The following is a 12,602-nucleotide window of genomic DNA, read 5'->3' on the forward strand; positions in this document are numbered from 1 at the left end:
TATGAAGATGAAGAATTTTTTATTCCTTTTAACCCTCGTGCTGTGCAGCATCGCTGCAACGGCACAGGTTCAGTTTGATGCCAAGGTGAGCAAAAAAACGCTTGGAATAAACGAGCGTTTACGAATTGATTTTGAAATGAACCAAGATGGCGACAATTTTAGACCGCCTAATTTCGAGAATTTTAAAGTGGTTGGCGGGCCAAATCAATCTATCAGCAATTCATGGATAAATGGAAAACGAAGTTTTTCAAAAACATATTCCTATTTTTTAGCCCCGCAAAGTCGAGGACGAGTAACTATTGGCCAGGCAACCATTGAAATAAACGGGGAAACCTATAAAACACTACCATTGGAAATTGAGGTTACCACCGCAGTAGCTGTTCCCAAAGACGGTAATAATGCCGATTATGTGGCCAGCGAAAATGTGCATTTGGTAGCGGAAGTTTCAAACGCAAATCCGTATTTAAACGAAGCACTTACTGTTACTTATAAATTATATGTTTCTCACGACGTGAGTATTACCAGCCAATGGCGTGAAATTGACACTCCAAAATACGCAGATTTCTGGAGCCAGAATATTGACAATAAAAACAACTTTAAGGTTTATGAAGGAAAATACAACGGTGAAGATTATCGCTATGTGGTTTTGAGAACCACCGTACTGTATCCGCAGAAAACTGGAAAACTTGATATTGAACCATTAACGCTCGATATTCCTATTGATGTGCAGGGTAACCGTCGCGATATTTTTGGGCGAAGATTGATGGAGCGCGTAAATAAAACCATTTCTGCCGGAAACCGTACGATTGATGTTAAATCGCTTCCATTGGAAGGAAAACCGGATGGCTTCAACGGGGCGGTTGGCGATTTTTCTTTTGATATTATTACCAATAAAACCAATCTTGATGCCAATGAATCATTGCAGCTGGATGTAAAAATTGCTGGGAAAGGAAACTTGAAATTGTTTACAGCACCATCAGTAAAACTTCCAAATACACTTGAAGTTTACGAACCCGAGCACAACGAAAGTGTAAACACAACAGTTTCTGGAATGCAGGGTTCCATTACAGATTCCTATACCGTGGTACCACAATTTAAGGGAACCTATCCTGTAAATCCAATTACTTTTTCGTTTTTCGACCCCAAAACTGAAAAATATAAAACCATTACTTCAAAAGAGTTTACCATTGAAGTTGAAAACGGACCTATTAGTTCGGTAACTGCAAATACCAATTCCAATGATGCAAAAAAGCAAGTGGTTCTTTCAAAAGATAATTTTAAGTATATAAAATTAAATGCTAATTTAGTGCCTATAGCACAAGAAACCTTCTTTAAATCGGTACTGTTTTGGTCACTTTTGGGTGGACCCTTTTTATTGATTCCGTTATTTATCCTTGCTGGAAAAAAACGTAAACAACGTTTAAATGACTTAGAAGGAAACAAACTTCGCCGTGCAAACAAACTCGCTAAAAAATACCTTTCTGAAGCTAAACGGAATATCCAAAATCCAGTTGCATTTTACGAATCTTTGGAACGGGCACTTCATAATTATCTGAAAGCGAAGTTGAATATTGAAACTTCGGAAATGGAAAAGAGCCATATTTCGAAATTATTGCTGGAAAGAAATGTAGAAGCACCGGTTGTGGAAAATTTCATCACTTTGCTAAAAAGTTGTGAATATGCGCGTTATGCCTCCTCTTCAACCACTTCGGTACAACAGGATTACAGCAGAGCAGCAGAAGTTATTTCAACTATAGATAAACAAATACAGTAAATTGAAGAAAATGAAAAAACTACTGTACCTACTTATTTTACTTATTTCTTTCTCCAGCATTGGACAAAATGAAAGTCTTTTCGAACAAGGAAAGGAACTTTACAAAAACGGAAAATACCAACAAGCCATTACTTCTTGGATGCAGATTTTGGACAAAGGCGAACATTCTGCAGAGCTGTATTTTAATTTAGGAAATGCACAATACAAGTTGAATCATATTGGTCCAAGTGTATATTATTATGAAAAAGCGCTTCAGCTTTCTCCAAACGATGCTGATATTAAAAACAATTTAGCGTTTGCTGAAAACGCGCGGATTGATTCCATAGAACCATTGCCAAAAACAGTTTTTTCAAAATGGTATCACAGCATTTCCAGTATTTTTAGTTTTGAAGGCTGGGCCATTTTTGCTGTTGCGCTTTCAATCTTTTTTGTTGCACTGTTTCTGTTTTACTTTTTTGCTTTTACTGAAAGAAGAAAACGATTGCTTTTCGTGAGCTCTATGTTTGTGGGCATAATCTTGATTGCTTCATTAACAATGGCATTTTTTACCTATAGCGATTATTCAAAAAACCAACCCGCGGTTATCTTTGCAAATGAGATTGAAGTAAAAACAGAACCGTCATTGGGAAGCAACGTTGCTTTCACCCTTCACGAAGGCACCAAAGTGCAGATTTTGGCGCAGGACGGAAATTGGTATCGCATTACTTTGGCAGATGGAAAAGACGGGTGGATTCCTTCAACAGATTTAAAACAGCTTTAGTTTTAATATTTAGTTAACAGGAAATTAAGTTCAATCCTTTATTTTTGAATTTCTGAAAAAAAACGATTGAGATTAACCAGTATTTTATTATTACTATTATTTACAAGTTTTCTTGTAACACCTGCTATTATTACTATTTCTGGTAACCAATCTGATGTTTCTACTTTTTTTTCGATGAACGAGGAAGAAAATTCAAACAAAATGCCCAAACCTAATTTTGTTTTCGTCATTGAAAAAATTCAGTCTAATTATGAAAGCTTAGAATTTCTGAAAAAACAGAAAGACAAAGATAGTTTTCAAATTGACAATTATTCTAAAGTCTTTATAGACGTAGTTTCGCCGCCTCCACGCGTAGCGTAACATTTTCTTCAAAAATACACTTTATATACTTTTCCATTAAATTTCCATTGCATTGGCTACTGGAAATTATGTCCATTTTATTGGCTTTGGAAACAATTCAAATTAATTCCTTAAAAAAATTTAAATGAAACTATACGATAAACTTATAGAAAATAATAAAAACTGGGTCGCACAAAAATTAAGTTTGGACCCCAATTATTTTTCAAATCTTGCAAAAGGACAAAGTCCTCCAGTATTATGGATTGGCTGTGCTGATAGCCGTGTTCCTGCAAATGAAATTATAGGCGCCCAACCGGGTGAGGTATTTGTACAGCGAAATATTGCCAATATGGTTGTGCATACAGATATGAATATGCTTAGCGTGCTGGATTATGCTGTAAATGCTTTAAAAGTAAAGCACGTTATTGTTTGTGGCCACTATGGTTGTGGTGGAGTAAAAGCTGCGATGCAAAACGAATCCATTGGATTAATTGACAACTGGCTTAGGCACATTAAAGATGTTTACAGGCTTCATAAAGATGAACTTGATGGGATTAATGATGAAAAGGAAAGGTTTAATCGTTTTGTAGAAGTAAATGTAAAAGAACAAGTTTTTGATCTGGCGAAAACCTCCATTGTACAAAATGCTTGGCATAACAATCAAGAATTGTATTTGCACGGTTGGGTGTATGGCTTGGAGTCAGGACTCATCAAAGATTTAGGGGTAAATGTCAGCAATGATAATGAACTGGACAAAGTGTATCAACTGAATTTCTAATACTAAATTGAAATTTAAATTCACTTAACTTTCTTAAACAAAAACATATGAGTAAAAATATATTTTCAAATTTTAGAGGTAATCTTTTTGGTGGTATAACCGCTGGGATTGTTGCCTTACCTCTGGCACTCGCTTTTGGTGTGCAATCAGGACTTGGCCCAGATGCGGGACTCTACGGAGCTATTTTTATTGGATTTTTCGCTTCGCTTTTTGGAGGTACCAATACGCAAATTTCTGGACCCACTGCACCAATGACCGCAGTTTCGATGGTTGTTATAGCAGGTATTATTGCTGGACACAACGGTAGTGTTGAAGAAGCTTTGCCTTACATTTTACTAGTTTTTTTATTAGCTGGGCTTATGCAAATTTTACTGGGTATTACTGGTGTGGGAAAATATATAAAATATATTCCCTATCCAGTTGTTTCGGGCTTTATGACTGCAATTGGCGTAATTATTCTTGTAACACAGATTCTACCCGTTTTGGGATATTATACACAGGATGACAATGATTATATAAGCACTTTTACACCACAAGCTGAAGAAGTGCTTTTAGATAAAATACTAAAAGATGAAGCTGGTGAGGGCATTTTGGTATTAGAGGACTTTAAAGAAACCGTAAACAGAGCCGGAAATATTACGGAAACAGAAATTTCAAAAGAAGCAACAACACTAGCTAAAGCTGAAACTTCTGGAGTTTATGGTGCCATAAAAGCCTTACCGAGAGCTATTATGAACATAAGTTGGTTGGAGTTTATTTTGGCTTCCCTCACAATATTAATTATTTATGGTTTCAAAAAAATTACAACTAAAATTCCAAGTACTTTGGTGGCATTGTTGGTTGTTTCAGGCGGCGCCTATTTTCTAAAGCTGGATTACCGACCCATAGATCAAATTCCTGGCGGTTTCCCTATACCAAATTTAGGCATGTTTACAGCGTTTGAATTCGGACAGATTTCACCTTATATTTTTACTGCATTGACTTTGGCATTTTTAGGAGCAATTGATTCGCTACTCACCTCGGTTGTAGCAGATAATATGACGAAGACAAAACACAATCCAAACAAAGAATTGATGGGGCAAGGAATAGGAAACAGTGTAGCAGCAATTTTTGGTGGAATCCCAGGAGCTGGTGCAACTATCCGTACGGTTGTAAATATCAATTCTGGAGGTACAACCAAACTTTCCGGCATGATTGCAGCATTACTCTTGCTAGTTATATTATTGGCATTGGGACCCGTGGCATCACAAATTCCAGCTGCTGTACTTGCAGGAATTTTAATAACTGTAGGTATTGGTGTAATGGACTACAGAGGTTTGAAGGCAATTCCTAAAATGCAAAAAGCTGAAGTTACAATTATGATGGTTGTATTGCTACTTTCAGTATTCTGGAATTTGGTTTATGCAGTAGGAATAGGGTTGGTTTTGGCTTCAATTATATTTATGAAAAAAATTGGCGATTTAACAGCAGGACAATCCAAAGTGGTTCCACTTAAAAATGCTGACGAACTTACACTGTCTTGGAGCGACGAGCTGAATTTTCCAGAAAGACTTAAAGAAGAAGTATTTATAAAACGTTTGGAAGGTCCGTTGTTCTTTGGTTATACTTCAGACTTTCAAAAGTTGGCACTGGAAATTCCAGACACAGCAACCCACGTTATTATACGAATGGGGAAATCTCCATACATTGACCAATCTGGACTTTATGCTATGGAGGAAGTGCTAATGAATATTTCAAAAAAAGGGATAATCACTATGTTTGAAGACCTTCAGCCACAACCACGTGTAATGATGGAAAAAATAGATATTATTCCAGATTTAGTTGCCAAAGAACTTATTTTCAGTGATTTTAAAGAAGCAATGAAATATGCCCGTGATAATATAAAAAACGTGGTATAAAAGTTATATTACTCTGTAGGGGGTTCCGTTTCAGCGGGGCTTCCTTCGGGAGTAATTTCAGTTCCATCAATATTTAAGTTATCAACTTCCTTCATTATTGTGGGTAGCACCGTTGGAGCAATACTTGCTACCGGTCCATAAAGTATGGAAGAATCACGTTGCTCTTCAGTGAGAATTTTATAATTTTCTGAAGCGTTCACAAACATAAAAACCACACTAATCAAAAAGGCGAATTTTAGTACGTTGAAAACACCGCCAAAAAGTTTATTGAATATTCCCAGCATAGCAAAATCGGCAACTTTCGTTAAAAGCCTTCCCAAAATACTAAACAAAATCATTATCAATAAAAAAGTTATGACGAAGGCCATAATGGTATTAGTATCTGTGCTCCAATCAAACCAACGAATAAGGTATTCGCCCACATAGCCCGAAAAAAACATAGCGCAATAAACGCCTACAACAATTCCTATCAATGAAGCGAGGGAACGCAGCAAACCTTTGCTAAACCTCACAAAAAAAGCGATGATTAAAATGATGCCTATAACTATGTCAATAGTGTTCATATCTTGAAATTTTTCATAAATATACCATTTTCCAAATTCTGAATTCCGAATTCATAATTCAGAATTGTAAAATGTATCTTTGCAAACTAATTAATTTTGAAAAATGGCGCGCGACGAACAATTAAAGGAACGATGGGAAGCAGTAGTAAAAATGCTGGGCGCCCGTTTTGCCGATAACCAAATTTTAGATCTTGATGCAATTATTTATTTAATAGGCGTTCAAGAGCTGGGTCAATTACACAGGAAATTTAAAAAAGACGAAAAGCTTAACCTGATGCACATTGCCATCTGCCGTCTTTTGGAACCGTATGGGTATTATGAGTTTGATTATGTTGATGAAGAAGGCTGGCCACATTATCACGTTTTAGAACAATTGCCTCCATTAAAAGCGGGCGAGCAGAGCGTTTTGATGAAGGAGGCGATTGTACAATATTTTATAGAAAAGGAAGTGATTAACTAAAATATTTTTTCCGCAGAAAATTTAGTGATGATAGAAACAATAAAAAAACAAATAGCCGAAGTTCAAGCCTTTTCTTCAACTAACAAAGAAGAAATAGAAAACTTCCGCATAAAATATTTAGGCAAAAAGGGATTATTGAACAACTTTTTCGCAGAGTTTAAAAACGTGCCAAACGAACAAAAAAAAGAATTTGGACAGGTTATAAATACACTTAAAAATACTGCTCAGGAAAAAGTAGATTCACTTAAGGAAGCAATTGAAAGTAGCTCCGAAACTAGAGGCGTTTATGGAGATCTTTCCCGCCCGGGCGAAGTGATCCCGCTAGGCTCTCGCCATCCTATTTCCATCGTGAAAAATAAAATTATCGATATCTTTTTGCGCATCGGCTTCAACGTTTCCGAAGGCCCCGAAATTGAAGATGATTGGCATAACTTTACGGCACTAAACCTACCAGAATATCACCCAGCCCGTGATATGCAGGATACCTTTTTCATTCAAACCAATCCAGACGTTTTATTGCGTACGCATACATCTTCGGTTCAGGTTCGATATATGGAGAATAATAAACCGCCCATCAGAACCATTTCCCCCGGTCGCGTTTACAGAAACGAAGCTATTTCAGCACGTTCACACTGCTTTTTTCATCAAGTGGAAGGATTGTATGTTGACAAAAACGTAAGCTTTGCAGATTTAAAACAAACGCTTCAATATTTCACTACCGAAATGTTCGGAAAATCAAAAATTAGGCTTCGACCGTCCTATTTTCCGTTCACCGAACCAAGTGCTGAAGTTGATGTTTATTGGGGACTGGAAACCGAAGCAGATTACAGAATCACTAAAGGAACTGGTTGGCTGGAAATTGGTGGCTGCGGGATGGTTGATCCCAACGTACTTAAAAACTGTGGCATTGATGCCGAGGAATATTCCGGGTTTGCATTTGGCGTAGGCGTTGATCGTATCGCAATGTTATTGCACCAAATTCCAGATATTAGAATGTTCAGTGAAAATGACGTCCGCTTTTTAGGACAGTTTAAAAGTGCGCTATAAGTTTGTATCTTTAAGCAAAAAACCATTAAACTCTTTACTATGAAAAAATACCTCGTTATCGCCCTACTCGTGATTGTAGGCTTGGCCATTGCTTACATCACTTTTGTTATTGCGGCAATAAAAATGGTAATTGGAGCAATTTTACTTGGCGTTGCAGCCATTGCACTTTTAGCGGTTTGGATTATGTGGAAAATTGAAGACTGATTATGCGGAAGGACATTGAAATTCCTAAAGCCGAAAACGTACATATTGTTGCGGTTTATGAATGGGACGAGGATTTTTCCGTCCATCAATGGAATATTTATTTGGTGAATAATCGCGAAGAGGAGATTAGCACTGTTTTAGTATTATCGCGCGGAAAAAGTGAGGACAAAAAAACCTCAACCCTTCGCCATAATTTAGGAAATATTCAACCAAAAACCGCTGCAAAAGTTGAATTTATTCCAATTGAAGTTTTAGGTTTTACCAATGAATATTTACTTACTTTTTTTTCCAAAAATAAACTCCTTGAACGAAAGTTTGTTTTTGATCCAAACAGTATTTCTGAAGAAAATATAGTAAAAATTCCCACTTTAGAAAGTGAAGGGGTTTTAGCTAAGTAAAATTCTATCATGTTAAAAGTTGAAATCGATTCCTTTTCCTATTCTGAAAAAACCATTTTAAAGGATATTCATTTCACGCTGAAACCTGGAGAACATCTCAGCATTCTCGGCGAAAGTGGCTGTGGAAAATCTACGCTTTTACACCTCATTTATGGATTGCTTCATTTAGAGAACGGAAGTATTTTTTATAACGAAAAGAAACTTCTAGGCCCGACCAAAACTTTAATTCCCGGCGAACCGTTTATGAAACTGGTAGCGCAGGAGTTCAACATTATGCCTTTTACAACAGTTGCTGAAAACTTGGGGTCACATCTATCTCGATTGGACGAGGAAAAAGATAATAAAAGAATTGATGAACTACTAAAAGTAGTTGAAATGGAAAATTTTAAAAGCACATTGGTAAAAACCCTTAGTGGGGGTCAAAAACAGCGTGTAGCTCTGGCAAAAGCATTAGCAAATGAGCCCGAAATATTTCTACTGGATGAGCCTTTCAGCAATATTGACACGTTCCGGAAAAATAAATTACAACGCAGAATTTTTAATTACCTAAAAGAAAAAAATATCAGCTGTATCACCGCAACCCACGACAGCGATGAAGCTTTAGCATTTTCAGATCAAATTTTAATGTTGAAAAATGGAACTAAGGAAATGTTTGGCACCCCAGAATTCATTTATAAAAATGTTTCAACAAACTATCAGGCTGGTTTTTTTGGCGAAGCGAATCTGCTTCCGAAGAATATCATTTCCACCGAGGAAACTTCCGAAGAAACCATCATTTTTCCACATCAGCTGAAAATTTCTAAAGAAAAAACTCAACTTAAGGTAACCATAAAAAAATGCTACTTTAAAGGAACACATTTTTTAGTTGAAGCAGATTTTAATGGTAAAATTTTATTTTTCAACAATTCCCATTCGTTGAAAAAGGATGAAACTTATTGGCTTAAAATTTCAAAAAAAAATTAAATTACAACGATCATCTTCCCTTTATTTTTACCATCAAACAAGTCAATAAATGCTTGGGGAATATTTTCAAAACCCTCCACTACTGTTTCCAAATAAGTAAGTTTATCTTCTTCCATCCACTGCGCCAGTTGTTTTTGGGCTGGACCAAAATCCTTAACAAAATCACGTACCGTAAATCCCTGCATCAAAATACTTTTTTTTATAAGTGTACTTTCAACTCGTGGTCCGGTTGGTGTTTCTGTTTCGTTATAAAGTGAAATAGCACCACAATTTATTACCCTTCCATATTTATTCATATTTGCCAGCGCTGCATCAAGAATTTCACCGCCCACATTATCAAAATAGACATCAACACCATTTGGACAGGCTTCAGCTATGGCCTTTTTCATATTGTCCGTGGTTTTATAGTTTATGGCTGCATCAAAACCAAACTTTTCTTGAATACGATCAATTTTTTCTTCACTTCCTGCAATTCCCACAACTCTACAGCCTTTAATTTTTCCTATTTGTCCAACCACGCTTCCCACAGCACCAGCAGCACCTGAAACTAAAAGTGTCTCGTCTTTTTCAAGTTTACCTATGTTCTTTAGGCCTAAATAAGCCGTAATTCCCGTCAATCCCAAAACACCCAAATAGGCTTTAAGTGGTGCTTTTTCACTATCAACTTTATTCAATCCAGTCCCGTTTGATGCTTGGTACTGCTTCCACTGAAGCATTCCATTTACAAAATCACCTTTTTTGAAATTCTTGTTTTTAGATTCCACTACTTCAGCAATAATGCCAGATTCCAGTGGCTTCCCAACTTCAAAAGGTGCTATATATGATTTTTCATCGCGCATACGTCCCCGCAAATAAGGATCTACGGAAACATATTTTGTTTTCAGCAAAATTTCCCCTTCTTTAGCTTGCGGCTTTTCTTCTTCAGTAAAGTCAAAATCTTTGAGTGAAGGTTTACCTTTGGGACGATTTTTCAGTAGAATTACTTTGTTCATAAGTATTTTTATTAATTTAATATTTATAAAATTAGAACATAAAAGCGCAACCGCCCAAATCATATCTTTATTTAATAAAAGTATAACAGAGTTACATTTCTGAAAAGATTAACGAACTTAGCTTTTGTGCACTATATCTTTACAGCTTCTGAAAACAAATGCTTTTGAAATCTTCAAAAAACATAGTAGCTACAACCTTTAATGACCTTTCGGAGTACTTTAAAAGTACTGATTTTTCAAAAGCAATTCTTTTGGGGATTGCACTTACAGTTCCCATAATCTTTGGTGTTAAATTAGATATGCTTACCATAGGCATCACAATTACCGTTGGCGCTATGCTTGCCTCGCCAAGTGACGTTAGCGGAAGTATTAGGCATAAAATCACGGGTATTCTGTTTGCTACTTCATTGGCTATGATGGTGAGTTTGATTGGTGGTTATTTGCATTTTTCCCTTTGGCTATTATTTCCAATTTTGGGTATTTTAATGTTTAGTATTTCCTATCTCGCCATTTATGGGTTTCGTGCGTCACTAATTAGCTTTTCTGGGCTTTTGGCATTAGTACTCAGTTTTTCAAATGTTTCCGGTGGAATGGAGCCCTACGAAAGAATGCTTCTTATTGGCATTGGCGGACTTTGGTATGCGGGACTTTCCATACTTAGGCATTTTATTTTTCCGAAAGCCCCCACTGAATATTACCTGTCCAAAACATTAAAGCTTACATCAGATTATTTAAGAACCAGAGGTGAATTGGTTGCCGAAACCACTGACAGAACGGAGCTTTTAAAAAAAATGCTAAATACGCAAACTGAACTTACTGCAACGCACGAAACCCTACGTGATATTTTGATTTCTAGCCGAACTGGCTCTGGAAAATCTGAATATGAAGGAAAGCGCATGTTGATATTTGTTCAATTGGTTGATATGCTGGAACTGGCAATGGCAAACCCGGTAAACTATTCGAAAACTGACGAGCTTTTTGCAGAACAAACTGCACAACTGAAAGATTTTCAGGGTCTTCTTTTTGCGATGAGCAGCCGGCTGATTGCAATTTCGGCAAATCTCTCTACCCCCAAAAGACTTCGAAATAGCACTAAAATTGAAGAATTTCAGGAAAGAATTAAACGAGAAATTACTGAATATACTTCTAAAAACGACAAAGGTTTTGATGAAAATTTGCTGATGTTAAGAAATCTTTTCAAATATCAAAAGGAGCAAATAAAAAAGATTGAAAAAATTGAATGGCTTTTGAAAAATCCAGCACAGCGTGAAATTTCATTGCTGAAAAAAGAAGATTCGCGAAGATTTTTAACCAAACAGAATTATGATTTTGAAGTTCTGGTTGAAAACTTCACCATGCGCTCCCCTATTTTCAAACATTCGCTGCGGCTGGGAGTGATGACAATGATTGGCTATGGCGTGGGTATGTTGTTTTCTGTACAAAATCCATATTGGATTTTACTCACGTTAATTGTAATAATGCGTCCAACTTTCGGCCTCACAAAAACACGTTCAAAAGAAAGAACTATTGGAACATTAATTGGCGGTGCGTTGGCGGTGGGTATAGTTTTAATTACACAAAACACTACAGTTTATGGTATTTTGGCAATCGTTTCGCTTGTAATCGCGTTTTCTATGGTACAGCGAAATTACAAAGCTGCAGCCACTTTCATCACACTGAGTGTGGTTTTCATCTATGCGCTTTTGCGACCCGATATCTTCAACGTCATCCAATATCGAGTAACAGATACGCTCATTGGTGCAGGACTGGCAACTTTGGGTAATTTATTGCTTTGGCCTGCTTGGGAAATTCAAGGAATGCAAAAAACGTTGCTGGGAACAATTCATGCAAATAGGATTTATTTGGAAGAAATTATTGGTTTCTATAACAAAAAAGGAAACATACCTTCTCAATATAAAGTGGCACGAAAGAAAGCATTTTTAGAAATGTCTGACCTCAGCGCAGCTTTTCAGAGAATGACCCAAGAGCCAAAATCCAAACAGAAAAACTTAGATAAGTTTTATGAATTTGCAATGTTGAATCACACTTTTCTATCCTCACTGGCGTCACTTAGCACTTATATTTTGAATAACCCAACGACTCCCGCATCAGAAAACTTCAATAAGGTTTCGTCTAAAATTATTCAAAATCTTTTAGATGCTGAAAATGTATTAAAGCAAGGAATTTCTTCAGAAGCTGAGCAAAATGACGCAGATTCCGAAGATATCTTTGAAGCTACTTTTGGAAAAAATATTGCTATCTATGATGAAATTCAAATAAAAACTAAAGAAGAAGGTTTTCATTTAAAAATTGAAGAAGCACATTTGGTACGAGAACAATTGAAATGGTTACTGGCGATGAGCAAAAAAATAAAGAAGATTTCAAGAGAAACAAATTTTTAAACTTATATCGCTTTATAATTATAT

13 protein-coding genes are annotated in these 12,602 nt (G+C 36.4%); 11 read left to right on the top strand and 2 right to left on the bottom strand.

Annotated elements, in window-relative coordinates; all coding sequences use genetic code 11:
* Position 1: 1 nt before the first annotated feature.
* From AEQU1_RS02030 to AEQU1_RS02050, 5 genes are all read left to right on the top strand, one after another.
* Entirely contained in the window at positions 2-1,774 is a 1,773-nt protein-coding gene (locus tag AEQU1_RS02030) for a BatD family protein (protein ID WP_111878382.1), read from the top strand.
* Positions 1,775-1,784: 10 nt separating this feature from the next.
* A complete protein-coding gene (locus tag AEQU1_RS02035) occupies positions 1,785-2,534 on the top strand; it encodes an SH3 domain-containing protein (RefSeq protein ID WP_111878384.1) in 750 nt (249 codons plus the stop codon).
* Between the two features lie 66 nt (positions 2,535-2,600).
* Positions 2,601-2,894: a hypothetical protein gene (locus AEQU1_RS02040; protein ID WP_111878385.1), complete on the top strand. Its 294-nt coding sequence runs from the start codon at positions 2,601-2,603 to the stop codon at positions 2,892-2,894.
* Positions 2,895-3,018: 124 nt separating this feature from the next.
* Positions 3,019-3,651 carry a carbonate dehydratase gene (gene can / locus AEQU1_RS02045; RefSeq protein ID WP_111878387.1) on the top strand — a complete coding sequence of 211 codons (633 nt, stop codon included), beginning with the start codon at positions 3,019-3,021 and terminating at the stop codon, positions 3,649-3,651.
* Positions 3,652-3,698: 47 nt separating this feature from the next.
* Positions 3,699-5,549, top strand: a complete 1,851-nt coding sequence (locus tag AEQU1_RS02050) for a SulP family inorganic anion transporter (RefSeq protein ID WP_111878389.1) — start codon at positions 3,699-3,701, stop codon at positions 5,547-5,549.
* Between the two features lie 8 nt (positions 5,550-5,557).
* Here the strand turns inward: AEQU1_RS02050 and AEQU1_RS02055 are convergent, their stop codons facing one another.
* Entirely contained in the window at positions 5,558-6,112 is a 555-nt protein-coding gene (locus AEQU1_RS02055) for a CvpA family protein (protein WP_111878390.1), read from the bottom strand.
* Between the two features lie 103 nt (positions 6,113-6,215).
* Between AEQU1_RS02055 and AEQU1_RS02060 the strand changes: the two genes are divergently transcribed.
* The 5 genes from AEQU1_RS02060 to AEQU1_RS02080 are packed head-to-tail and all read left to right on the top strand — an operon-like array spanning position 6,216 to position 9,184.
* Positions 6,216-6,572, top strand: a complete 357-nt coding sequence (locus AEQU1_RS02060) for a hypothetical protein (protein WP_111878392.1) — start codon at positions 6,216-6,218, stop codon at positions 6,570-6,572.
* A gap of 27 nt (positions 6,573-6,599) precedes the next feature.
* The gene (pheS, locus tag AEQU1_RS02065) at positions 6,600-7,619 is read left to right on the top strand and encodes a phenylalanine--tRNA ligase subunit alpha (protein ID WP_111878394.1); all 1,020 of its coding nucleotides are present in this window, start codon (positions 6,600-6,602) and stop codon (positions 7,617-7,619) included.
* 39 nt (positions 7,620-7,658) lie between these two features.
* Positions 7,659-7,823 carry a hypothetical protein gene (locus AEQU1_RS02070; protein ID WP_181566686.1) on the top strand — a complete coding sequence of 55 codons (165 nt, stop codon included), beginning with the start codon at positions 7,659-7,661 and terminating at the stop codon, positions 7,821-7,823.
* Between the two features lie 2 nt (positions 7,824-7,825).
* Positions 7,826-8,221 (top strand): hypothetical protein, encoded by a 396-nt coding sequence (locus AEQU1_RS02075; protein WP_111878395.1) that lies wholly within the window; start codon positions 7,826-7,828, stop codon positions 8,219-8,221.
* Between the two features lie 9 nt (positions 8,222-8,230).
* Positions 8,231-9,184 carry an ABC transporter ATP-binding protein gene (locus tag AEQU1_RS02080; protein ID WP_111878397.1) on the top strand — a complete coding sequence of 318 codons (954 nt, stop codon included), beginning with the start codon at positions 8,231-8,233 and terminating at the stop codon, positions 9,182-9,184.
* Here AEQU1_RS02080 and AEQU1_RS02085 read toward each other — a convergent pair.
* The gene (locus tag AEQU1_RS02085; protein ID WP_111879027.1) at positions 9,181-10,176 is read right to left on the bottom strand and encodes an NADP-dependent oxidoreductase; all 996 of its coding nucleotides are present in this window, start codon (positions 10,174-10,176) and stop codon (positions 9,181-9,183) included. The genes AEQU1_RS02080 and AEQU1_RS02085 overlap by 4 nt on opposite strands.
* 158 nt (positions 10,177-10,334) lie before the next feature.
* Between AEQU1_RS02085 and AEQU1_RS02090 the strand changes: the two genes are divergently transcribed.
* Entirely contained in the window at positions 10,335-12,578 is a 2,244-nt protein-coding gene (locus AEQU1_RS02090) for an FUSC family membrane protein (RefSeq protein WP_258455096.1), read from the top strand.
* The last annotated feature ends 24 nt before the right edge of the window (positions 12,579-12,602 follow it).

Source organism: Aequorivita sp. CIP111184, assembly GCF_900489465.1.
In the GTDB taxonomy this organism is placed as follows: Bacteria; Bacteroidota; Bacteroidia; order Flavobacteriales; family Flavobacteriaceae; genus Aequorivita.